We start from the raw sequence: 23,072 nt of genomic DNA, 5'->3' as shown, positions 1-23,072 counted from the left end.
TTGAGAGAAGAAGTTCAAGAATTATTAAATGACAAAAAAAACCTACTTACAATCACTTATTTCAAACTTCAAAAACTTTTAGAAAAAAAGTACGGAAATAATGCAGTTGTTCTTATGGAAATAGGGACATTTTTTGAGGTTTATGAAGTAAATAATGATGAGGAACAAATAGGAAAAGCAAAAGAGATTGCTGAACTTTTAAATATTCAATTAACAAGAAAAAATAAATCAATTTTAGAAAACTCACAGGAAAATCCAATTATGGCTGGAGTTCCGGCTATTTCATTTGAGAAACATTTAGCAAGAATAATTGCAGAACAAAAGTATACAGTTGCAATTGTAAGACAAAAAGGGCTTCCACCAAATGTTTCTAGATATTTAGATACAGTCGTAAGTCCAGGTACAAATTTTGATTTTGTTGTTGATCAAGATGAGAACAATATCACTTCTTTGGTGATTGACCAAATAAGAGGTATCTATTTGGTTGGTTATAGTGCTATTGATGTTACAACAGGTAAATGTTATTACAATGAGATTCATGGAACAAGTGAAGATAAATTTTATGCACTTGATGAAGTTTTTAATTATATGAATATGCATAAAACCAATGAAGTAGTAATAAGTTTTGCAGATAAAAATATAAATCAAAAAGAGGTTATTGATTACCTTGAGTTAAAATTAAAAACTTTTCATATAGGAACTTTTAGACCAAAAATAAATTATCAAAATGAACTTTTTAAAAATGTATTTAGAATAGAGTCCCTTTTAACAGCAATTGAACATCTTGATATGGAAAGAGTTCCTTTAAGTACAGAATCATTGGCTATTTTGATTGATTTTGTAATAGGACATGATTCTAATATTATTCAAAAACTTTCATTCCCTCAAAAACTTGATGTAAGTAGATATATCTATTTAGGAAATAATGCCTTAGAGCAATTAAATGTAATAGAAACAACCCATAATCCAAGTTTAATAAAACTAATTAATAATACTTCAACAGCCATGGGGAAAAGGTTATTAAAAGAAAGATTAACCCATCCTGTTAAAGATTCTAAAGAGATACTTAGACGATATGCTCTTTCTAAAGAGCTTTTTGATTTTCATGCTCCAATTGAAAATGAATTAGCAAATATTTATGATATTGAAAGATTAACAAGAAGAATAAAGCTGAATAGATTACACCCTTTTGAGTTAAACTATTTATATGATTCATTAATTAGTATAAAAGAGGTTGTCTCTTTTATGGAAAATTATAAATTTTTAACTCCACCTTGCAGTAGTTCTGAATTACAACTTTTTATTCAATCTATTGACTCAACCTTTGATTTGGCAATTAGTGGAAAATATATGCTAAAAGATGTTGAGGGGAATATGGTTTGTGAAGGGATTAATACCCAAATTGATGAACTAAATAAAGAAAATGAAGAACTTTATACAAAACTTGAACTTCTTCAAAATCATATTTTAGGGTTTTTAAAAACAAAAGATACAAACTATGTAGGAATAAATAGATTAGATAAAGAAGGTTTCTTTTTAACTTTAACAAAAAATAGGTTTAATCTAGTAAAAGAGGAGTTGTTAAACTCACATATTATTATTGATGATGAATTACATTTGTTTAAAGATTTTACAATAAAAGTTCAAACAAATAATGTAAAGATTTTTTCAAAAATTAGTGAAGATGTATCTGATAAATATGTTCATAATTTACGAAAAATTGTTGAACTAAACAAATTAGTATTTAAAGAGAAAATTTCTGAATTTGAAAATAAATTTGCAACATTACTTGAAGAATTAGTTCAATTTATTGCTGAGATAGATTTAACAGTTTCAAATATAAAAACAGCGAAAAAATATAACTATACTTGCCCAAAAATTGTAAAAACAAAAGATGAAGAGAACTTTTTAGAACTAATAGATTTAAGACACCCTATTATTGAAGCAAATGAAGAACAAGGTATTTATGTACCAAATGATATCATTTTAGGTGAACTAAGCCTTGCTTCAAAAGAGTATAAAGATAATGTAATAGTAAAAAACTCAAATCCAATTAATATGTTTAATAATAAGATGCATGGAATTTTACTTTATGGTATTAACTCTTCAGGGAAATCATCTCTTATGAAAGCAATTGGTATCTCTGTAATTCTTGCACAAGCAGGTTTTTATGTACCAGCAAAATCTATGAGATTTTCAATATTTGATGCTGTATATACTAGAATTAGTGGTGCAGATAATATTGCAAAAGGTTTATCTTCTTTTGCAGTTGAAATGTTAGAACTTAAAAATATTTTTAATAGGGCAACAAAGAATTCACTTGTATTAGGTGATGAAATCTCTCATAGTACTGAAACTATGAGTGGTCTTTCTATTGTTGCTAGTGCTATATTAAAATTAGCAAAACTAGAATCTATTTTTGTATTTGCTACTCACTTACATCAACTGCCAGAAATAGAAGAGATTCAAAAGCTTAAAAATATAATTGCCCTTCATCTATCTGTTATGTATAAAGATAAAGAAGATAAACTAATCTTTGATAGAAAGTTATCCTATGGAAGTGGCTCATCTATGTATGGTTTAGAGTATGCAAAATCACTTCATATGGATAGAGAATTTTTATCTGTTGCCAATGATATTAGAAAAAAACTTACTGATGATTATAATCCACTTGAAAGATTATCTCAGAGGAAAACCTCTAAATATAATAAAGATGTATTTGCTGCATCATGTGTAATTTGTGGTAAAGCTTGTGATGATGTTCACCATATTAAAGAGCAAGCAAGGGCAAATAAAGATGGATTTATAGGACATATAAATGCAAACCATAAATACAATCTAATACCACTTTGTAAAAAGCACCATAAAATGGTTCATGAGGGTACAATAAATGTAAATGGTTTTGTTGCAACTTCAAATGGTCTTGAACTTCACTATACAATGGTGGATGAGGATAAATAGAATAATATTTCTACAAAAATTTTAAAAAATTAGTTTTAATCTAATTAACATCCTAATCTGAAGTTACATCAGGTAGTTTAGTTGCCATAAAAACTCCAACTAATCCTACAATTGCTAGTAGTAAAATAATTCCATTTAAGCCAATAATTGAACTTAAAATACCTATAAATCCAGTAAATAATAAAATAAATCCAATTACAGTATTTGAAACAGCTACATAATCTGTTCTTTTATTTCCACCAGCAAGGTCAACTAAATATGTTTTTCTTCCTATTCTAATACCTTGATATCCGACAGTTAAAATAAAATAGATTAATGGCATTAACCAAATAGTAGCGAAGATATTTTCAAAAAATGTATCTAAAAAGAAAACTAAAAATCCTAAACTAGAAGCGATAGTCGCTCCAATAATCATAGAGTTTTTACTTGATTTATCTGATAGTTTTCCCCAAACAATTGAAGATGAAAAATCAGCTAATCCCCCTGAAAGTATAAAAAGACCAAGTAAGTAGTTATTTGAAACACTTTGTTGTTGGGCTAAAATTACAAAGAATGGTGCAGATAAAACTGAACATAAAAAAAGTGCCCTTGATATTACAAAGTTTCTAAAATCTTTGTCTGTTTTAAGTAAGCTTATTTTTTTTAGGGCAACACTAATAGCATTTCCTCCACCATCTGTTTCCCCCTCAAACTCTTTTATTCTTGAATAAACAACTCCTGCTATTATCCAAAATGCACCAGCAGAAAATAAAATTATTCCAAAATTTTGTGGTGAAAAGGGTTTTTCTCCAACCATTAAAAAATAGATTCCAAGACCTATTATTAAAAGTCCAGCTAAACTTCCAGAATAACCATTTAATACTCCTCGTCTAGTTTTAGGAATAGTTTTTCCAAGAACATCTTTAGCTGCAACAGAACTAAGACCCCTTGCAAGTGAAAAAACAATTATTAATGCAATGATTGCAATACCTGCATTAAGTCCTGTCATATTCCAAGCAACTATTCCAATTCCTATCATAGAAAATGCTTGCAAAAAAGCACCACTTACCCAAACATATTTTCTAATAGGCATTTTTCTAACATATGCTGCAATTAAAAGTTGAGGTAGAAGAGAGCCAGATTCTCTAATTGGAACAAGAAAACTTATTAAAAAAAGAGGTACAGAAAGTGATTCCATAATCCAAGGGATAATAACTTTTGTATTGGCAACGGAATCTGCAAGTTTATTAAAAAAGTAGCTAATTATTGTAAGAAAAAAGTTTCCAGGAACTACTTTACAAGCACTTTCATCAATTGCTTTACAAACTCTAGCATCCTCTTCATTCATCAATTTTTCATAAACTGATTCAGTTTTTTTTCTAATTCTTTCTTTCATCTTTTTTACTTTCTTCTATTCTTCGTTTTTTTTCTTTTAAAATATTTCTAGTCATAAGTAGTAAAAAGAGTAGGGCAATTGAGATATTTATATAAAAGCCCAGCATATTGTTTTCAATAAAAAACATATATGCAAGGCTAGAAAATATTAGTGAGATTATTAAGCACATAATTTAAAATGCTTATTAGTTTTCTAAAACTTTAAACCCTTCTTCTAAGTCTAAAGTTCCTTCGTAAAATGCTTTACCAACAATTACACCAGCAATATTTCCATTTGCTTGACAGTTTGTAATGTCATTGATATCTTTTACTCCTCCACTTGCAATTGTATCAACACCACTTGCAAGGGCAATTGATTCAGTAAATTCAACATTTACACCACAAAGCATTCCATCTTTTGAAATATCAGTACAAATAATTGCTTCAACACCTGCATTTGCAAACTCACGTGCAAGATCAGTTGCTTTCATAGTTGAAACTTCTGCCCAACCTTCAACTGCAACCATTCCATTCATTGCATCAATTCCAACAGCAATTGGATATTTTGAAGCCATATCTTTTACAAACTGTGGATCTTTTACTGCAATACTTCCAAGAATTAATCTATCAATACCAAGTTCAAGATACATTTTGATAGTTTCTTCATCTCTAATTCCACCACCAACTTCAATTTTTAGATTACAATTTTCTTTTATCTTTTTGATTTGTTCTAAGTTTGCTGGTTCACCTGCAAATGCTCCATTTAAATCAACCACATGAACCCACTTAGATCCTAACTCTTCAAATCTTTTTGCTACTTGCCATGGCTCATCTGAATAGATTTTTGCACTATCCATAAGTCCTTTACTTAATCTTACAGCTTTTCCATCTTTTAGGTCGATTGCTGGTAAAATATCCATATTTGTTTTCCTTTAAAAATGTCCCATTTTTTAAGGGACCAAATTATTTTATGACTTCTTTTGGTAATAGAAGTAAATTCTATTTAAAGAAGCAAACTCTAAAGAGTCAAACGAGTTTGCCTTATTTTTTAATGTGTTAAATTTATAAAGTTTTTTAATATTTTAAGACCATTATCGTGTGATTTCTCAGGGTGTGGCTGAAAACCATAGATATTTTCTTTATGTACAGCACTTACAAACTCATATCCATATTCAGTTGTCCCTATAACATTTTTTTTATCTGTTACTGCATGGTAAGAGTGTACAAAATAAAGGTAAGGGTCTTTTAACCCTTCAAATAAAGTATGTTCATCTTGTGTTTTTATCACATTCCATCCCATGTGAGGAATTTTTGTATCTTCATGCATTTTTGATTTATCAAATTTTATAATATTTCCATCAATCAGTCCAAGACCTTCATTTTTCCCAAACTCTTCAGAGCTTTCAAAAAGTAATTGCATACCCAAGCAAATACCAATCATTGGTTTACCTGTTTTAGCAAATTCATAAATCGCTTCTTTCATCCCTGTTTCATTTAAGTGTTCCATTGCATCACCAAATGCTCCAACACCAGGTAATATAACCCTATCAAAGTTTTTTAAATCTTCAGGGTTTTTTACAAATGAAGCTTTTGTATCAAGCAAACTACATGCATTGTATACACTTGCTAAATTTCCCATATTATAATCGATAATTCCAATCACATATAATCCTTTATTAAAAAGAAGATATTATACAAAAAAGTTTCATTGCATAGAGTTAAAAAGAAGAATTAAATTTTTTTTGAGCTTTAATATAATTTTTAATATAATTTTATTTGAAAGGAATAAAAATATGGATATATCTTTTAAAAGATATTTTTTAATATGCTTTATTGTTGTATTTACAGGATGTAGCTATCAACAAATTGATAAAAAACCAACAGTTTCCCCAAAAGTAGTAGATAAAAAACCTATATATAAGTTTTGTCATAATCATATAAAAATTATGACACATGCTTCAACATATATTTTTAATGAGTTTGAAAAAGGTTATTTTATTCAAGGGGATGATATAGGTGCAAAGGCGCAAGTTTTTTTGATTGAAAACAGATCACCTACACCATTTTCCAAAAACATTAATGCTGCACTTGATTCTTATAAAAAACAGTACAATTTAGCAAAAAAATATAAATGTGATTTAAATGATTTTGAAATAAATCCACTTGATGAAATAAAAGAAAAAATTAAAACTATTGAAGCAAAAAAAAAGGATAACAAATGAATCTTTTAAAAATTTCTGCTTTTATGTTTTTTTTAGTAACTGTGTTATTTGGAGAAGTTAAAGAGGTGGATAAATTGTTTGAACAAGTTAATCATGCCTCTAATCCAAAAGAGAAAAAAGAATTGATTGAAGAACTTAAAAAAAAGTTAGCTCAAGAAAATATTAAAAAACGTGAAGAAGCTAATGCTATTTTAAAAGCAAAAGAAAAGTTACCTAATAAACCTTATAAAGATATCCCTTTATCTAAATAAAGAAGCCTGATGAATAAAAAAATTAAAATTTTACTTTTAGAAGATGACACTATTTTAGCTCAAACTATGGTACAGATTTTAGAACAAGAAAACTATGATGTAACTCTTGCAATTGATGGTGAAGAAGTTCTTGAGTATACATATGAAAATAGATTCGATTTATATCTATTTGATATAAATGTACCATTATTAAATGGGAAAGATTTATTAAACCTATTAAGAGAAGCTGAGGATAATACACCAACTTTTTTTATCACAGCTTTAATAGATACAAAATCAGTTCTTGATGGTTTTAATTGTGGTTGTGATGATTATATTAAAAAACCATTTGATATAGATGAATTATTAGCAAGAGTTAAAGCAACTTTAAAAAGAAAAAATCCAACGCTTATATATAAAGATATAAGTTTTGATTTACTTGAAAATAGAGTTTTAAAAGGAAATGAAGAGCTTGCTTTGGGAAATGTAGAAAAAGATATTTTCTCATTACTTATAAGAAATATTGGTATGACTGTTAGTAAATCTTCTTTTTTTGATTATATGAATAAACCTAGTGAAGCGGGACTTCGTGTTTTAATAAGTAAATTAAAAAAGGTTTTGGAAATAGATATTATAAATACAAAAGGTATAGGATATAAACTTGAAAAATTATGAAAAGAAATCTTTTTTTACATCTGTTTATCTTTTCTTTATACCTTTGATGGTTTTTTCAAGTATTGTTTTATACATGTATCATCAAGATAAAGTCAAAGATTTAAATCAAACAATTCTTTATCAAATGAAAGACTATACCTTTGATTTTAAAGGGGATACTTTTTCTTTAGATATTGTTGAAGATAAAAAAGAGAAAGAGACTTTCAAAATATATTTTTGTGAGGAGGGGCTTTGTGCATATTTTAAAACTAGCTCTTCAGGTCCATATCTTCTAAAAGTGATTTTTGCTAAAGAAAAATATACTGTACTTTATAATGAGTTATTACTTAGGATATTGAAATTTGCAATTATAGTATTTATTTTGTTGTTTCTTTTATCTATAGGATTTGCTATATACTCATTAAGACCTATGAAAGAAGCTTTAACTTTGTTAGAGACCTTTCTAAAAGATTTAATCCATGATTTAAATACTCCGGCAACTTCAATTTTATTAAATTCAAAACTTTTAAGAAGACGGGGAGATTTTGAAGAGATAGATAGAATTGAACTTAGTGCAAAAAGCATTTCATCTTTATATAAAAACTTAGAATTTATTAATCCTAATAATATAACAAAAGATGAAAAAGTTGATGTTTCTGAGTTAATTAATAATAAAATTGAAATATTAAAAAAGATATATCCTAATATAAAATTTATCAACAATGTAAAAAGTTTTGTTGTAGATAGTAATAAAAATGGACTTGATAGGATTATTGATAACTTATTAACCAATGCCTCTAAATATAACAAAAAGAATGGTGAAATATATATCACAATAAAAGATAAAAAACTTATTATTGAAGATACAGGAATTGGAATTAAAAATACAAAAAAAGTTTTTGAAAGATATTATAAAGAAAATGATCGTGGATTAGGTTTGGGGCTAAGTATTGTAAAACAATTATGCGATATTTTAAATATTAATATATTTATAAAAAGTGAACTTGGAAAAGGTACAATTGTAGAATTATCTTTTTAATTTTTGAGTATACAGATTACCTATATGGTAATCTGTACCTCTTGTATGGACTTAATTTTTTTATGGAAAGAATGGGGAATGAGTTTAGTTGTTTTTTGTTATTTCTGTAGTTTTTAAATTTTTATTAACTAACTCATGTGCTTTTTTAAGATCTTTTTTCTCAACTTGACCAATCTCTTCATCAAGTTTGTCAAGCAACTTTGCTTTTTCCTCTTGATTAGTTGTATTATTGATTTTCTCAACTAACATACTAATACCTTCTAGTCCTGTAGCTGCAAATACTGTAGTCGCAGTTACCATTAGTAGAATTGCTAAATTCTTTTTTAAATTCATCTTTTATCTCCTTTTAGTTTAGATGTATGGAATTATATATTTGTAGTGTTAGTTAAGTGTAAGTTTAAAATAAAAATCGATTTTTTATAGTTTTGCATCGGCTAAAGTAAGGGAAAATAGGACTTTATTGTTTCTTTTTTCCAAAACTTTTTTTGCTTCTAATATTGTAGTTCCTGTTGTAATCATATCATCAACTAGGATAATTTTTTTATTTGTAAGACTTGTTTTAAATTTTCTTTTATTTTTTTTCCTAAATTCTAAATCATGACCTGCATATTTAACTATATTTGTTGCTATTAATTTAGAATATAAAGGTTTGATAAATTCTGATTTTAAATGACGGGAAAGAATAGCTGTTTGAGAAAACTCATGGCGGGTATGTTCATCAATACCTATAGAGTAAACTAACTCATCAAATACAAAGTTTTGTGCAAATTTTTTAAATGAGAGTTTTGCCAAGGTATTAAAAACTCTATCTCCATGGGAATAATATTTTGAGGAAATTAAATCTTCTATTTCACTAAATGAATAAAATGAATAATTGAAAAAATCTTTTTCAAGTTCTCTTTTATGAAAAGAGGGTGTTAGTAGATTTTTTTGACAAGTTTTACAAATGATTTGAAAAGATAAGTTTTCACAGGATAAACATTTCATAATAGAAAATATTATATACTTTTTTTAGAAAAAAGTATACAAAAAAGCGTGAGCAGAGATAAAAAATTACGCTAATAGTTTTTTAATATTCTAAAATTTAAAAACTCGACTTCGTCTCAAACAGTTTAAATTTTTACGAATATCTATAAACTATCTTAACGCTATTTTTTAAATGCTCACATTTGATGAAAGTTGGAATTTTTAGATTTTAATTATGTTTGTTGAAGATTTATAAAAAATTAAATCTTCAACACGGCCATGAAAGCTTCTTGTGGAACGTTTACTTTTCCTATTGCTTTCATTCTTTTCTTACCAGCTTTTTGTTTCTCTAAAAGCTTTCTTTTTCTTGTAATATCACCACCATAACATTTAGCAGTAACATTTTTACCCATTGATTTTACAGTTTCTCTAGCGATAATTGTATTTCCAATAGATGCTTGAATTGCAACTTCAAATAGTTGTCTAGGGATTAACTCTTTTAAGGCTTTGATAAACTCTCTACCCCTTGAAACTGCTTTTTCTTCTGGAACAATAATTGATAAGGCATCAACAACATCCCCTGCAACTCTTACATCAAGTTTTTTAAGGTTTCCAGGTCTGAATTCAATTGGTTCATAATCAAAAGATGCGTAACCTTTAGTAGTTGATTTTAATTTATCATAAAAATCCATAACAATTTCATTCATAGGGATATCATAATCTAAAAGAACTCTTTTCCCTAAGTAATCCATTTTATTTTGTATAGCTCTTTTATCATTTAACAATTTAATTACGTTTCCTAAAAATTCATCAGGAACTAAAATTGTTGCTTTTACATAAGGTTCAAAAATAGTATCAATATAGTTTGGTTCAGGAAGTTCCGATGGATTTTCAATAGTTAACTTTTCTCCATCAGTTTTTAAAACTTCATAAACAACTGTAGGTGCAGTTGCTATTAAGTCAAGATTAAATTCCCTTTCTAATCTTTCTTTGATAACTTCCATATGAAGCATTCCTAAGAAACCTGTTCTAAATCCACTTCCTAGTGCTGCTGAAGATTCAGGTTCAAAAGAGATTGATGAATCGTTTAATTGTAATTTAGTTAATGCTTCCCTTAAATCTTCAAACTTATCTGTTTCAATAGGATAAAGTCCTGCAAATACAAATGGTTTTGCTGGTTCAAATCCATCAATTGGTTCTTGTGTAGGATTTTTTGCATCAGTCATCGTATCACCAACTGCAATTCCATCTAAAGTTTTAAGACCAAGAACAACAATCCCAATTTCACCTGTTTGTATTTCAGTTGTTTTTTCTCTTTTTATTGGGTGAGGGTACATTAAATCTAATACTGGATGTTCAACTTTTGTGTTCATCATTTTAAGCATTTGACCTTTTTTAATACTACCTTCATAAACCCTTACAAGCGCCAAGGCACCAAGATAGTTATCAAACCATGAATCATATATTAAAGCTTTTGTTGGTGCATTTTCATCACCATTTGGAGCAGGAACTCTATCAACAATAGAATCAATTAACTCTTTAACTCCTAGACCTGTTTTTGCTGAGATTAGATTATGTTCAGTACAATCAAGTCCAATTGCTTCTTCTGTTTCTTCAAGTACCCTCATTGGATCGGCACTAGGTAAATCGATTTTATTTACAACAGGCAATAGTTCTAAATCATTGTCAAGTGCAATATAAACATTTGCAATAGTTTGTGCTTCAACACCTTGTGTTGAATCAACAATTAAAAGTGCACCCTCTGATGAAGCTAAAGAACGACTCACTTCATATGAAAAGTCAACGTGACCTGGAGTGTCAATTAGGTTTAAGATGTATGTCTCACCATCTTTTACATATTTTAATCTTACACTTTGAGCTTTAATTGTAATTCCACGCTCTTGTTCAATATCCATTGTATCCATCATCTGTGAAGTAAGTTCTCTATCTGTAACAGCTCCACACTCTTGAATAATTCTATCTGCAAGAGTTGATTTACCATGGTCAATATGAGCAATAATACTAAAGTTTCTAATATTTTTTTGCAAGGTTATTCCTATATGTTTATTAAGTTCGCGATTATATCTAAAAAATTGTTAGTAATGAGTTAAGAAAAAAAAGTAAGTTTTTTTAGACTTTAGGCAAAAGCCTAAAATCTAAAATTTAAAATAAATTATTGTTGAATTGAACCTTCAACTCTTCTATTTTCAGCTCTACCTTCAGCAGTATCATTAGATGCTTTAGGTTTAGTTTCACCATATCCAATTGCATTTAATCTATCAGCTTCAACACCGTAAGCTTCAATAGCTTTAACTGCAGATGCTGCTCTTTTTTCTGATAATTGTTGGTTGTATTTTTCAGAACCAACTGAGTCAGTATGAGCTTCGATTTTTCCTTTTACAGATGGGAAAGCTTTCATAAAGTCAGCAAATTTTTTGATTTTTGAATCATATGAATTGTTAATTACTGCAGAGTCAGTCTCAAAATTAATGTTTAAGTCAACTTTTAAAGAACATCCGTTTTCATCAACAATGTTACCTTTTGGAGTATCTGGACATTTGTCTTTTGAATCAACTACACCATCTCCATCAGTATCAATTTCACAACCTTTTGCATCAACAACTGCACCAGGAGCTGAATTTGGACATTGGTCATTTGCATCAATTACACCATCGTTATCAGAATCCATTGGTTTTGGCTCTGGTTTTGGTTCAGGTGCAGGAGCTGCTTTTTTACCAAATGGAATTGCTAAACCAACTGTATAAAGAAGGTTGTTGTCTCCACCATCAAAAGAAACTAAGTGTCTAATGTCAGCTTTTAAAGCCATTGCTTCAGAAATTTTATATTTGATACCAACACCGTAGTTAGCAAATAATCCATTTTCATTATTAAATTGCTCATCATCAAACCATTCAACACCAGCACCAACTAATGCATATAAAGAAGTTGAATCATTTAATCCATAATCTTTTACTAAGTTTGTAAAAAATCTAGTTACACCTGTATCTGATCCATTGTCATAGTCAACATCTTCAAAAGATCTTAAAAGACCTAATTCAACTTGATCAAACATAGAATCATCTAAATTAAATCCTAATCCTAAACCTGCATTTGCATAGTTTTGATCATCAAAGTTTAAGTTACCCTCTGAATAAGTTCCACCTATCATTGGAGTAATTTCATATTTATAGTCACTGTTTGCTGCGAACATCATAGAAGCACAAAGTGCTGCTGATAAAACAATTTTTTTCATATTCTACCTTTGTTTTTTTGTGTGTTTTTAAATTATAACTAAAATAAATTAATATTAAATTTATTATTAAAATTAATCTATAAAAATAGAATTTACTGATTCATTGTTAGTGATTCTTCTAATAGTTTCACCAATAATTTTTGTTGCACTTAAAACTGTGATTTTATCACATTTACCATGCATTGGTATTGTATCAGTAATTATTAATTCATCTAATGTACCGCTGTTTATTCTTTCAAAAGCTGGTCCACTTAATACACCGTGTGTACAACATGCCATAACAGAAGTTGCACCTTTAGCTTTTAAAACTTCAGCTGCTTTAACTAAAGTTCCTGCAGTATCAACCATATCGTCAACAAGGATAACATCTTTACCTTTTACTTCACCGATGATATTCATAACTTCAGCAACATTAGCTTTTTCTCTTCTTTTATCAACGATAACTAAGTCATATCCTAGTTTTTCCGCATAAGATCTAGCCCTTGCAACACCACCAATATCTGGAGATGCAATGATTGGATTTTTTAAGTTTTTAGCTCTTAAGTAATCAACAAATAATACTGAACCATAAAGATTATCAACTGGAATATCAAAGAAACCTTGAATTTGAGCAGCATGTAAATCGATAGTAATAATTCTATCAATTCCTACAGTCTCAAGCATATCTGCAACTAGTTTTGCCGTAATTGGAACTCTTGGTGCTGCTTTTCTATCTTGTCTTGCATAACCAAAATAAGGCATAACTGCAGAAACAGATTTAGCACTTGATCTTTTTAGTGCATCTACAATAATTAGTAGTTCCATTAAATGATCATTTGTTGGAGCACAAGTCGGTTGTACGATAAATACATCTTGTCCCCTAACACTTTCATGAATTTGAACAGATATTTCACCGTCACTAAACTTATTTATAGATGCCCCACCAACGTTTACATTAAGATACTTTCCTACTTTTTTAGCAAACTCAGGGTTGGCAGTACCACTAAAAAGTTTAAATTTCGCCATTAGATTTTTCCTTGTGTGATTGTGTAAATTGTGCTGATTTTATCTAAATTTATCTTATACAAAATTTAGTTGCTTTATTTTGCACTTTTTATCCAACCACTTCCTATTACTTTTTCACCCACATAAAACACTGCAAGTTGACCAGCCGCTACACCAAAAGCTGGTTCTTCTAGATAAATTGTTCCTGTGTTTTCTTCAAGTTTAACTTTACATGCTGTTGAAACAGCTCTATATCTTAGTTTTACAGTACATTTAAACTCTTTTTCATCAATAAACATATTCAGGTTTTCAATTTTAACTTCATTTATCTCTAAGGCTTGTTTTTTACCTACAACGATAGTATTGTTTTCAGGATTTAGCTTTGTAACAAAATGGGGTTCATGTGCTCCATGAACTGTAAATCCTCTTCTTTTTCCAATTGTATAATGCATATAACCTTTATGTTCACCAATCTCATTTCCACCTTCATCTAAAACTTTTCCTGGAATATCGATATTTGCATGTCTTTTAACAACATCTGTATAAACTGTTTCAACAAAACATATCTCTTGTGATTCATTTTTTTCTGTAATTCTTTTATAAGCTGAATCTAGTTTTGCTGCAAATTCAATAATATCTTCTTTTTTTCTTTTGCTTAATGGAAACATCATATACGGTAATGCTTCTTTATCTACTTGAGATAAAAAATAGCTTTGGTCTTTTGTTTTATCTTCCGCTTCATAGAAAAATTTACCATCAGTTTTTGCATAATGCCCTGTTGCTAAATAGGATGCACCTTGTTCTTTTGCAAAATCTAACATCTTTCCAAATTTGATTTGCCTATTACATTTAACACATGGGTTAGGGGTTGTCCCTTCCAAATATGAATCAACAAAATAATCATAAACCTCTTTTGAAAAAGCATCTGATAAATCTAAAATATGATATTTAATCCCAAGAAATTTTGCTACATCTTCAATATATTGTATATTTTTTTCATGATATCCATCTGTTCTATCATGAAGCTTTAAATAACAACCTTCAACTTCATATCCATCTTTTTGTAACATATAAGCAGTAACAGAAGAATCAATCCCTCCACTCATACCTACCATTACTTTCTTTTTTTCCATATCCATTTAATCCTACTTACTTATAGTCACTTATAAATCCACCACCTAGACAATAGTTTCCATCGTATAAAACTAAACTTTGTCCTAATGTAACAGCTCTTTGTGGAGTATCAAATTTAACTAAAACTCTATTTTCATCTGCTTCAATTACTGTACAAGGTTGTTTGTGTTGTCTATATCTAACTTGTGCCATTAATTTATCACCAACATTAGGTGCCTCTTCTAATACCCAATGCATATGACTAGCTTCTGTATATTCACTCATAAGTAAAGGATGATTTGTATCTTGTACAACTGTTAATGTATTGTTTTCAATATCTTTTTTAGCTGCAAACCATGGTTTATGGGTGTTGTTTTCACCTTCATTATCTTTAATACCACCAAGACCAATACCTTTTCTCTGTCCTAGTGTGTAACAAATAAGACCTTTGTGTTTACCTAAAACTTTTCCATTTTCATCTATCATATCACCAGGGATAGCTTTTAGATGTTGTGTAATAAAATCATCAAATCTTTGATTACCAATAAAACATATACCTGTACTATCTTTTTTGTCACTTACTGGAAGATTATGTTCTCTAGCTATTTCTCTAACTTCTTTTTTTGTTAAATCACCTAGTGGAAACATAGCATGTGATAATTGTTCACTTGATAAGGCATGTAAAAAGTAACTTTGATCTTTTGAACTATCTTTTGGAGTATCAAGAACGTAGTGGTCTTTATAAAAAGCAATTTTTGCATAGTGCCCTGTTGCAATCATATCTGCACCCATTTTTTTTGCTTCATTTAAAAAAACATTAAATTTAATTTCTCGATTACATAAAATATCTGGATTTGGAGTAAGACCTTTTTTTAAACCTTCTAAAAATACATCAAATACTTTGGTTCTATATTCTTCAACAAAATCTTTACCCTTTACCTCAATTCCTATTAAGGCACCAACTTTTTTTGCATCTTCAAATTCAATACGATTAGGGCATTGGCTACCTTTAATTCCATACTCCCAATTTCGCATAAATAGACCAACAACATCGTACCCTTGTTGTTTTAATAATAGTGCTGTAACTGAAGAATCAACACCACCTGACATTCCTACAACTATTTTCTTTTTTTTCATAATTTACCTTTAAAAAAGTTCTATTTTAAGAACTGTATTTACAACAATAAGTTGTTTTTATAAATGTTTTAAAGGAATAAGCACAGACTCTCTATTTGCCCAATCTTTGTGAGGGATAATAAGTTTTTTAGTATTAATTTTTTTATTATCAAAAAAGATTATATCTATATCTAAGGTTCTAGGCGCATCTTGAAAGGACCGCTTTCTTCCAAATCTCTTTTCTAATCTATGCATGTTTTTTAAAAACTCATTTGGTGATAGATTAGTTTTAAGTATTATTATACCATTTAAAAACTCATTTTGTTCTAGGTATCCAAAGGGGGGATTAAGAAGAAGTGGGGAAGTTATAAGTAAATCAAATCGAGAGTCACCTTTTAAAGATAAGATTAACTTATCAAATATTTTTTTTGTGTCCCCAATATTTCCCCCAATTCCAATAGTTACCTGATATTTTTTATTTGATTGTGATTTAAATTTTTTTGGAAAATTAGAGGTTTTAAAAAGAGTTAAATCATCTCGCAATTTTTTTTTCAAATTTCTCCTTAGAAAAGTAAACTTATTAAATAAGTCAAGTATAAATATTGTAAATTTTGAAATTTACAGTATTAATGCTTTACCATTTTTCATAACAACAGTATCTTCTATTCTAACACCAAACTCTTTTGGTAAATAGATTCCTGGTTCAATGGTAAAAACCATATTATCTTCAATAATTACATCACTTCTAGAGTTGATATTTGGAAATTCATGAATATCAAGTCCTACACCATGACCAGTACTATGAACAAAATATTTTCCAAATCCTGCTTTTTCAATAACACTCCTAGTTAGGTTGTCAATTTGGGAAGCTTTCATCCCAACCCTTGCTTTACTAATAGCATTTAATTGGGCTTTATAAACTAAATCATAGATTTTTTGATGTTTTTTATTTTTGAATTTTTGCTCTCTTTTAAAAGAAAATTTCTCAAAATTGGCATTTGAAGTACATGTTCTATCTGAACAATACCTTTTGTATTTTACCCCTGCATCAACAAGTATTAAGTTATTGAGTTTTAATCTTTTTGAAGTTGGTAGGGCATGGGGTTTTGCTGCATTTGCATTTATCGCAACAATTGGGTCAAAGCTTAAATCATATTTTCCAAATGAACTCATTTTCTCAATAGCTTTAAAATGTAAAAAGCTTTCTTCTTCATTAAATCCATTTTTACCAATATATTTTGCAAGTTGTTTAAATCCGTCTCTTCCAATTTGTGCGGCTTTTTTTAAGTATTCTATCTCTTCATCAGTTTTTATAATTCTTTTTAACTTTGAAAAATTCTCTTGGGCTTTAAATTCAGTTTTTAATTCACTTGTCAATTTTTGATAAAATGAAAGTCTAAAATCGTTTGGATCAAAAACAATTTTTTTAATTTTATTTTTCTTCAATAGTAATTTTGTATCTTCAATTAAATTTGAACTCTCAATCACTTCACAGTTTTTAGTAAACTCTTTTGCTTCAACTGTATATCTTGCATCTGTTATAAAATATTTTTCATTATTTAAATTTAAAAATACAACATTGTCACAAGAAAAACCACATTCATAAAAAACAGCATTTTCATTTAGTAATATATAGTTTTTCATATTAATCCTTTTATCGTTCTTTAGTTACTTTAACTAAAATTTCAATATAATCTTACCTAAAATTTATAAAAGGAAAATATAAAATGAAAATTGCAGTTATCCAAGGTCCAAATTTAAATATGTTAGGTGTAAGAGAACAACATATTTATGGTCCAATGACTTTAGAACAAATCCATGAACAAATGAAAGCAAGTGCACAACAAAATGGTGTAGAATTAGAGTTCTTTCAATCTAATTTAGAGGGTGAAATTGTTGATAGAATCCAAGAATCTTTAGGTACAGTTGATGGAATTTTAATTAATCCAGCAGCATTTTCTCACACATCAATTGCTATTAAAGATGCTTTAAGTGCAGTAAACCTTCCAACTGTTGAAGTTCATATTTCAAATATTTACAAAAGAGAAGAGTATAGACAAAAATCAATTACTGCAGGAGCTAGTACTGGTGTAATTACAGGGTTTGGTCCATTTAGTTACCATATGGGTCTTATTGCCTTAACTCAAATTATTTCAGAAGTTAAAGCTGTTGAAGCTCAACAAAAAGCACAAGCTGAAGCACAAGCTCAAGCTTAAATCTTTATTCAACATATAAATATGAAAATATTAAGTGCATCTTGGGTTATTACTTGCGATGCAAATAGCACCATCATCAAAGATGGTGCTATTGTTTATGATAAAACAATTATAGAAATTGCTTCAAAAGAAATTATCCAAGAAAAATATAAAAATATTGAAATTGAAGATTTAGGTGAAAACTCTGTATTAATGCCAGGTCTTATTAACTCACATGTACATTTAGAATTTTCATCTAATAATACAACATTAAAATATGGAAATTTTATGTTGTGGCTAAACTCTGTTATAAAAAATAGAGAAACTTTGATTGAAAAAGCAAATACAAATCTTATTAGTAAAAAATTAGCAAAGATGAAAAAAACAGGTACTACAACTATTGGAGCGATATCTTCATATGGATTAGAGATAGAAGCTTGTCTTAATAGTTCTATAAATACTGTTTTTTTTAATGAAGTTATTGGAAGTAAAGCAGAGATGATAGATAATCTTTTTGCAGATTTTAAAGCAAGATTAAACACTTCTAAAAAAAATAAAAACAAAAATTTTATTCCTGCCATTGCAATACATTCCCCTTATTCAGTTCATCCAATACTAATTAGAGAAACATTGAAAATAGCAAAAGAAGAAAATCTAAGTGTTAGTGCACACTTTTTAGAATCACCTGAAGAGTTTGAATGGTTACATAAAGATGAAGGTGGTTTTTTAGAGTTTTTTAAAAATTTTTTAGGTCAAGAAAAAGCTGTTACTAAACCTATGGAGTTTTTAGAACAATTTAAAAATCTTAATACTCTTTCTTTTACTCACTGTGTAGAAGCAAGTGAAAATGATTTAGAAAAAATTAAAGAGTTAGGGGCAATTATAAATCATTGTCCAACATCAAATAGATTTTTAAATAACAATAAACTTGATTTAAGTAAGTTAATAAATAAAGAGATACCTTTTTCAATTGGTACTGATGGACTTAGTTCAAATAATTCTTTATCTATGTTTGATGAGTTAAGAAACGCTTTAATGGTTCATGAGAATATTAATATAATTGAGTTATCAAAAATATTAATAAAAGCTGCTACTAAAAATGGGAGTGATTCATTGGGTTTAAATAAAGGTGTTTTAGAAAAAGATAAAGATGCAGATATAATATGTATTAAATTACCAGATATGGTTGAGGATGAAGAAGACTTATATATGAGTGTAATTCTTCATACTAAATTTGTGGAAAAAACAATTATTGGGGGTTTAGATGATTGATATAATAAAAAAACTTTTTTATCCGATTATTGCTATATTAGATTTTATTACTAAATATTTTAAAACAGTAGTATTTTTAACTATAGTTTATTTTTTTGTTTCAAGTTCAAATCAGTCAACGATAAATGGCGAAAGTTTTGAAATGGCAAATTTACAAAAAATAGAACTTGTAGGGCCTATTTTAAGCGTTGATAAGGTTTTGCAACAAATAAATGAAGCAAAAAAGAATGATAATATAAAAGGTGTTCTTTTGATTGTAAACTCTCCTGGGGGTGCTGTTGCTCCTTCAGTTGAATTAGCTTATGCTATTAAAGAATTAAGACAATTAAAACCTGTTGTAGCATACGCAAGTGGTGTTATGGCAAGTGGTTCATATTATGCATCAATTTGGGCAAATAAAATTATTGCAAATCCTGGAGCTATGATTGGATCTATTGGAGTGATTTTTCAAGGAACAAATGTAGAAGAGCTTATGGAAACAATTGGTGTTAAAACACAAACTGTTAAAGTTGGAAAATATAAAGAAGTAGGAACTCCAACTAGAGCTTGGGCAGATTTTGAAAGAGAAGAGTTAGAAAAAGTTATTAATGATACATATGATATGTTTATAACTGATGTAGCAAATGCAAGAAAATTGAAAAAAGAGAATCATACTCAATTTGCAGATGCTCATATTTTTACTTCAGGACAAGCAAAAGATTTTGGATTGGTTGATGAGGTATCAACACTTAGTTTTGCACAAGATGAGATAATAAAACTTTCAAAAGTTAAAAATCCAATTTGGAAAAAAGAGGATAAGTTTGACAAATTCCTTGACAAAATAATGCAAGAAGCAGTAACAAACTTCAGTGTTTTATTTACAAGTGGATTAAAAGCTTATTAATAAAAAAGGCTAATTGTATATGAGAAAACAAGACATAATTGCAAATAAGTTTAAACGTGAAAACTTAATTAATATAATGGCCGCATATCAATTGTATTATCAAATTACTCTTGGTGAAATAATAGAAAAAAGTGGTTTTGAAAAAGAAAAAATTGTGGATTTAAATTTAGATATTGATCCAGAAAATGTATTGAATACTATGATTGAAGTTATCAATACATTTAAAAAAGAAGACGATTTTGATTCTATTTTTGAAGATAATATGAAAATAAATGCAATGATTCATGCTTTAAAAGATTTTACATTAAAGTATGATGAGTTAAATAAAAAAGAGAATATTTATGATGTGTTTTATGAAAAAATCATCAATGACCAATTTTTTACTTTAAGTATGCAAGTATTTTTTTCTGAAGAATTAAAAAGTAGAATCGATTATTGGAAAAAATTAATTAGTAATGAAACTGCTAAAGAATTAAAACAATCAGCTTTAAAAATTATATAAAAAAAGGGCAAGGTTTTCTCTCCTTGCCCTTTGTCTTCCCCTAGATTAGATATTGAGTAATTTCTACTCAAGACCCTTAACAATTTTATATGTGTCGTTTGCAATAACATATTCCTCATTTGTAGGAATAACAAAAATTCTACCTCTTGAACCATTTGTTGAGATATCTCTAGGTTCACCAGATCTTTTATTATTTTTAACTGGATCGATATTTAATCCCATATAATCTAAACCAGCACAAACTTTTTCTCTAATTAAGGCAGCATTTTCACCAATTCCACCTGTAAAACATAATGCATCAACACCATCAAGTGCAGCTGCAAAAGAACCAACATATTTTTTGATGATATAAGCAATCATATCAACTGCTAATCTACATCTGTCATCACCAGATTCTGCACCTTCAAGAACTTCTCTTAAGTCTGAAGATTTACCAGAAATACCAACAATACCAGATTTTTTGTTTAATACATCAAGCATCTCTTTGATATTCCAACCTTCTGTTTCCATCATATATTGAATAGCTCCAGCACCAATATCTCCAGATCTTGTTCCCATCATAAGACCTTGAACTGGAGTAAGACCCATAGATGTATCAATACATTTTCCATCAAATACAGCAGAAACAGATGAACCATTTCCTAAGTGACATACGATAATTCTTGTATTGTGTTTTTTATCTAACATTTTTGCTGCTTCGTTTGATACGAAGTAGTGTGATGTACCATGGAAACCATATTTTCTTACACCATTTTTAGTGTATTGTTCATATGGTAGTGGATACATATAAGCATAATCAGGCATAGTTTGGTGAAATGCAGTATCAAATACAGCTACATTTGGTTTACCTGGCATTAAATCTTGACAAATTTCCATTCCCATGATATTTGCTGGGTTATGTAAAGGAGCTAATGGAATTAGTTCTTTCATTTTATTAATTACAGCATCACTAACCATTACAGAACCAGCAAACTCTTCTCCCCCGTGTACTGCTCTATGTCCAATTGCTTCAATATCATCAATTGAGTCAATAACTTTACCTTCACCCTCAGTTAAAGTTTTTAAAACTAATTCAATAGCTTCTTTATGAGTTGGTAAATCAGTTTCAATTTTAATTTTTTGATCATCACCAAACTCATGTTTTAATATACCATCAATACCAATTCTTTCACAAATACCTACTGCTAAAACTTCTTTATTAATTGGATTCATTAATTGATATTTTAATGATGAACTTCCCGCGTTTAAAATAAATACTAACATATGTCTTTTCCCTCTTTTAAATTAGTTTTTTTAATTAACATTGTGTTGCAGTAATAGCAACTAAATTTGAAATATCTTCAACCGAACAACCTCTTGATAGGTCATTTACAGGTTTATTTAATCCTTGTACAATTGGTCCATGAGCAGCAGCTCCAGCAAATCTTTGAACTAATTTATACCCAATATTTCCCGATTGTAAATCAGGGAATACTAGTACATTTGCTTTTCCCGCAACTGAAGAATTTGGTGCTTTTTTAGCTCCAATAGCTTCAACGATAGCAGCATCAGCTTGCATCTCCCCATCATATGCAAAATCAACTTCTCTATCTTCTAAAATTTCACAAGCATATTGTACTTTATCTACTAATGGATGTTTTGCACTTCCCATAGTTGAAAATGATAACATAGCAACTTTAGGCTCTAATCCAACAACAGATTTTGCAGTTGCTGCAGTAGCACTTGCAATATCAGCTAATTGTTCAGCATTTGGCTCAGGATTTACTGCACAGTCAGCAAATAAAATTAAACCATTGTCACCAAATTTCCCATCGGCTGTTTCCATGATAAATGTAGATGACACTGTGTTAATACCAGGTGCTGTTTTAATTACTTGAATTGCAGCTCTTAAAACATCTGCAGTTGGTGAATTTGAACCAGCAACTAAACCATCAGCATCTCCAAGTCTTACCATCATACAACCAAAAAATCTTGGTTCTGTAGTCATGATTTCAGTAGCTTCTTCCCTTGAAAGACCTTTTTTCTTTCTAAGCTCAACTAATTCATCAATATAAGCATCAATTTTATCAAAAGATTTTGGGTCTATAATAGTAGCACCCTCAATGTTTGCACCGCACGAAGCAGCATCACTTTTGATTGTATCTTCATTCCCAATCAAAATAACATTTGCAGTTTTTTCCTCTAGAACAATTTGAGCAGCTTTTAATACTCTTTCATCCTCAGATTCTGGAAGAACTATTGTTTTAAGCTCTTTCCTTGCATTCTCTTTTATACTCTCAATTAAACCCATTCAAGCTTCCTTTTTTGTAAAAATCATAAAATTATATTA

At 28.9% G+C, this 23,072-nt stretch carries 24 protein-coding genes; 9 read left to right on the top strand and 15 right to left on the bottom strand.

Annotated elements, in window-relative coordinates; translation table 11 throughout:
- A complete protein-coding gene (locus tag FDK22_RS02900; RefSeq protein WP_138151383.1) occupies nt 1–2,961 on the top strand; it encodes a MutS-related protein in 2,961 nt (986 codons plus the stop codon).
- A gap of 52 nt (nt 2,962–3,013) precedes the next feature.
- On the opposite strand, the gene FDK22_RS02895 is transcribed toward FDK22_RS02900, so the two are convergent.
- From FDK22_RS02895 to hisH, 4 genes are all read right to left on the bottom strand, one after another.
- Nucleotides 3,014–4,336 carry an MFS transporter gene (locus FDK22_RS02895; RefSeq protein WP_138151382.1) on the bottom strand — a complete coding sequence of 441 codons (1,323 nt, stop codon included), beginning with the start codon at nt 4,334–4,336 and terminating at the stop codon, nt 3,014–3,016.
- On the bottom strand, nt 4,320–4,505 hold the full coding sequence (gene ypmT / locus FDK22_RS02890) for a protein YpmT (protein ID WP_138151381.1): 186 nt from the start codon (nt 4,503–4,505) through the stop codon (nt 4,320–4,322). The genes FDK22_RS02895 and ypmT overlap by 17 nt, the downstream gene beginning before the upstream one ends.
- Nucleotides 4,506–4,520: 15 nt before the next feature.
- Nucleotides 4,521–5,234 (bottom strand): 1-(5-phosphoribosyl)-5-[(5-phosphoribosylamino)methylideneamino]imidazole-4-carboxamide isomerase, encoded by a 714-nt coding sequence (gene hisA / locus FDK22_RS02885; RefSeq protein ID WP_138151380.1) that lies wholly within the window; start codon nt 5,232–5,234, stop codon nt 4,521–4,523.
- Between the two features lie 128 nt (nt 5,235–5,362).
- On the bottom strand, nt 5,363–5,977 hold the full coding sequence (hisH, locus tag FDK22_RS02880) for an imidazole glycerol phosphate synthase subunit HisH (RefSeq protein WP_138151379.1): 615 nt from the start codon (nt 5,975–5,977) through the stop codon (nt 5,363–5,365).
- Nucleotides 5,978–6,107: 130 nt separating this feature from the next.
- Here hisH and FDK22_RS02875 point away from each other — a divergent pair, with 130 nt between their 5' ends.
- From FDK22_RS02875 to FDK22_RS02860, 4 genes are read left to right on the top strand one after another with little or no spacing between them, the layout of a single operon-like run.
- Nucleotides 6,108–6,536, top strand: a complete 429-nt coding sequence (locus FDK22_RS02875) for a hypothetical protein (protein ID WP_138151378.1) — start codon at nt 6,108–6,110, stop codon at nt 6,534–6,536.
- A complete protein-coding gene (locus FDK22_RS02870; RefSeq protein WP_138151377.1) occupies nt 6,533–6,787 on the top strand; it encodes a hypothetical protein in 255 nt (84 codons plus the stop codon). The genes FDK22_RS02875 and FDK22_RS02870 overlap by 4 nt, the downstream gene beginning before the upstream one ends.
- A gap of 9 nt (nt 6,788–6,796) precedes the next feature.
- Nucleotides 6,797–7,441, top strand: coding sequence for a response regulator transcription factor (locus FDK22_RS02865; protein ID WP_138151376.1), 645 nt, complete (start codon nt 6,797–6,799; stop codon nt 7,439–7,441).
- Nucleotides 7,428–8,459, top strand: coding sequence for a sensor histidine kinase (locus FDK22_RS02860; protein WP_138151375.1), 1,032 nt, complete (start codon nt 7,428–7,430; stop codon nt 8,457–8,459). The genes FDK22_RS02865 and FDK22_RS02860 overlap by 14 nt, the downstream gene beginning before the upstream one ends.
- A gap of 84 nt (nt 8,460–8,543) precedes the next feature.
- On the opposite strand, the gene FDK22_RS02855 is transcribed toward FDK22_RS02860, so the two are convergent.
- The 9 genes from FDK22_RS02855 to FDK22_RS02815 all read right to left on the bottom strand — a co-directional run bounded on the left by FDK22_RS02855 (nt 8,544) and on the right by FDK22_RS02815 (nt 17,535).
- Complete coding sequence (locus tag FDK22_RS02855; RefSeq protein ID WP_138151374.1) at nt 8,544–8,792, bottom strand: hypothetical protein; 249 nt, start codon at nt 8,790–8,792, stop codon at nt 8,544–8,546.
- An 84-nt stretch (nt 8,793–8,876) separates the two neighbouring features.
- The gene (locus FDK22_RS02850) at nt 8,877–9,446 is read right to left on the bottom strand and encodes a phosphoribosyltransferase (RefSeq protein ID WP_138151373.1); all 570 of its coding nucleotides are present in this window, start codon (nt 9,444–9,446) and stop codon (nt 8,877–8,879) included.
- Nucleotides 9,447–9,685: 239 nt separating this feature from the next.
- Nucleotides 9,686–11,473: a translation elongation factor 4 gene (gene lepA / locus FDK22_RS02845; protein ID WP_138151372.1), complete on the bottom strand. Its 1,788-nt coding sequence runs from the start codon at nt 11,471–11,473 to the stop codon at nt 9,686–9,688.
- Between the two features lie 125 nt (nt 11,474–11,598).
- Nucleotides 11,599–12,678 carry an OmpA family protein gene (locus tag FDK22_RS02840; RefSeq protein ID WP_138151371.1) on the bottom strand — a complete coding sequence of 360 codons (1,080 nt, stop codon included), beginning with the start codon at nt 12,676–12,678 and terminating at the stop codon, nt 11,599–11,601.
- Between the two features lie 72 nt (nt 12,679–12,750).
- A complete protein-coding gene (locus FDK22_RS02835; protein WP_138151370.1) occupies nt 12,751–13,683 on the bottom strand; it encodes a ribose-phosphate pyrophosphokinase in 933 nt (310 codons plus the stop codon).
- Nucleotides 13,684–13,757: 74 nt separating this feature from the next.
- Complete coding sequence (gene mnmA, locus FDK22_RS02830; protein WP_138151369.1) at nt 13,758–14,795, bottom strand: tRNA 2-thiouridine(34) synthase MnmA; 1,038 nt, start codon at nt 14,793–14,795, stop codon at nt 13,758–13,760.
- A 16-nt stretch (nt 14,796–14,811) separates the two neighbouring features.
- Nucleotides 14,812–15,912: a tRNA 2-thiouridine(34) synthase MnmA gene (gene mnmA / locus FDK22_RS02825; protein ID WP_171012899.1), complete on the bottom strand. Its 1,101-nt coding sequence runs from the start codon at nt 15,910–15,912 to the stop codon at nt 14,812–14,814.
- A gap of 57 nt (nt 15,913–15,969) precedes the next feature.
- A complete protein-coding gene (folK, locus tag FDK22_RS02820) occupies nt 15,970–16,446 on the bottom strand; it encodes a 2-amino-4-hydroxy-6-hydroxymethyldihydropteridine diphosphokinase (RefSeq protein WP_138151367.1) in 477 nt (158 codons plus the stop codon).
- A 63-nt stretch (nt 16,447–16,509) separates the two neighbouring features.
- The gene (locus FDK22_RS02815; RefSeq protein WP_138151366.1) at nt 16,510–17,535 is read right to left on the bottom strand and encodes a M24 family metallopeptidase; all 1,026 of its coding nucleotides are present in this window, start codon (nt 17,533–17,535) and stop codon (nt 16,510–16,512) included.
- Between the two features lie 83 nt (nt 17,536–17,618).
- On the opposite strand from FDK22_RS02815, the gene aroQ reads away from it, so the two are divergent.
- From aroQ to FDK22_RS02795, 4 genes are read left to right on the top strand one after another with little or no spacing between them, the layout of a single operon-like run.
- Complete coding sequence (gene aroQ / locus FDK22_RS02810) at nt 17,619–18,107, top strand: type II 3-dehydroquinate dehydratase (protein ID WP_138151365.1); 489 nt, start codon at nt 17,619–17,621, stop codon at nt 18,105–18,107.
- A gap of 21 nt (nt 18,108–18,128) precedes the next feature.
- On the top strand, nt 18,129–19,358 hold the full coding sequence (mqnF, locus tag FDK22_RS02805; protein ID WP_138151364.1) for an aminofutalosine deaminase family hydrolase: 1,230 nt from the start codon (nt 18,129–18,131) through the stop codon (nt 19,356–19,358).
- The gene (gene sppA / locus FDK22_RS02800; RefSeq protein ID WP_138151363.1) at nt 19,351–20,241 is read left to right on the top strand and encodes a signal peptide peptidase SppA; all 891 of its coding nucleotides are present in this window, start codon (nt 19,351–19,353) and stop codon (nt 20,239–20,241) included. Before mqnF ends, sppA begins: the two co-directional genes overlap by 8 nt.
- 19 nt (nt 20,242–20,260) lie before the next feature.
- Nucleotides 20,261–20,743 (top strand): hypothetical protein, encoded by a 483-nt coding sequence (locus FDK22_RS02795; RefSeq protein ID WP_138151362.1) that lies wholly within the window; start codon nt 20,261–20,263, stop codon nt 20,741–20,743.
- A 63-nt stretch (nt 20,744–20,806) separates the two neighbouring features.
- Here FDK22_RS02795 and FDK22_RS02790 read toward each other — a convergent pair whose 3' ends face one another.
- Complete coding sequence (locus FDK22_RS02790) at nt 20,807–22,006, bottom strand: acetate/propionate family kinase (RefSeq protein WP_138151361.1); 1,200 nt, start codon at nt 22,004–22,006, stop codon at nt 20,807–20,809.
- Nucleotides 22,007–22,040: 34 nt separating this feature from the next.
- Nucleotides 22,041–23,033, bottom strand: coding sequence for a phosphate acetyltransferase (pta, locus tag FDK22_RS02785; protein ID WP_138151360.1), 993 nt, complete (start codon nt 23,031–23,033; stop codon nt 22,041–22,043).
- Nucleotides 23,034–23,072: the final 39 nt, after the last annotated feature.

The organism is Arcobacter arenosus (assembly GCF_005771535.1).
In the GTDB taxonomy this organism is placed as follows: domain Bacteria; phylum Campylobacterota; class Campylobacteria; order Campylobacterales; family Arcobacteraceae; genus Halarcobacter; species Halarcobacter arenosus.
Note: the sequence above shows the minus strand (reverse complement) of the source record. Positions and strands in the feature narration are given on the sequence as shown.

Coding starts and splice junctions, on each gene's coding strand:
- ypmT (WP_138151381.1), bottom strand. CDS start 4,505: ATGTGCTTAATAATCTCACTAATATTTTCTAGCCTTGCATATATGTTT.
- aroQ (WP_138151365.1), top strand. CDS start 17,619: ATGAAAATTGCAGTTATCCAAGGTCCAAATTTAAATATGTTAGGTGTA.
- mnmA (WP_138151369.1), bottom strand. CDS start 14,795: ATGGAAAAAAAGAAAGTAATGGTAGGTATGAGTGGAGGGATTGATTCT.
- FDK22_RS02790 (WP_138151361.1), bottom strand. CDS start 22,006: ATGTTAGTATTTATTTTAAACGCGGGAAGTTCATCATTAAAATATCAA.
- FDK22_RS02870 (WP_138151377.1), top strand. CDS start 6,533: ATGAATCTTTTAAAAATTTCTGCTTTTATGTTTTTTTTAGTAACTGTG.
- FDK22_RS02865 (WP_138151376.1), top strand. CDS start 6,797: ATGAATAAAAAAATTAAAATTTTACTTTTAGAAGATGACACTATTTTA.
- mnmA (WP_171012899.1), bottom strand. CDS start 15,912: ATGAAAAAAAAGAAAATAGTTGTAGGAATGTCAGGTGGTGTTGATTCT.
- FDK22_RS02855 (WP_138151374.1), bottom strand. CDS start 8,792: ATGAATTTAAAAAAGAATTTAGCAATTCTACTAATGGTAACTGCGACT.
- FDK22_RS02835 (WP_138151370.1), bottom strand. CDS start 13,683: ATGGCGAAATTTAAACTTTTTAGTGGTACTGCCAACCCTGAGTTTGCT.
- FDK22_RS02850 (WP_138151373.1), bottom strand. CDS start 9,446: ATGAAATGTTTATCCTGTGAAAACTTATCTTTTCAAATCATTTGTAAA.
- FDK22_RS02895 (WP_138151382.1), bottom strand. CDS start 4,336: ATGAAAGAAAGAATTAGAAAAAAAACTGAATCAGTTTATGAAAAATTG.
- pta (WP_138151360.1), bottom strand. CDS start 23,033: ATGGGTTTAATTGAGAGTATAAAAGAGAATGCAAGGAAAGAGCTTAAA.
- FDK22_RS02795 (WP_138151362.1), top strand. CDS start 20,261: ATGAGAAAACAAGACATAATTGCAAATAAGTTTAAACGTGAAAACTTA.
- FDK22_RS02840 (WP_138151371.1), bottom strand. CDS start 12,678: ATGAAAAAAATTGTTTTATCAGCAGCACTTTGTGCTTCTATGATGTTC.
- hisA (WP_138151380.1), bottom strand. CDS start 5,234: ATGGATATTTTACCAGCAATCGACCTAAAAGATGGAAAAGCTGTAAGA.
- FDK22_RS02875 (WP_138151378.1), top strand. CDS start 6,108: ATGGATATATCTTTTAAAAGATATTTTTTAATATGCTTTATTGTTGTA.
- mqnF (WP_138151364.1), top strand. CDS start 18,129: ATGAAAATATTAAGTGCATCTTGGGTTATTACTTGCGATGCAAATAGC.
- FDK22_RS02815 (WP_138151366.1), bottom strand. CDS start 17,535: ATGAAAAACTATATATTACTAAATGAAAATGCTGTTTTTTATGAATGT.
- sppA (WP_138151363.1), top strand. CDS start 19,351: ATGATTGATATAATAAAAAAACTTTTTTATCCGATTATTGCTATATTA.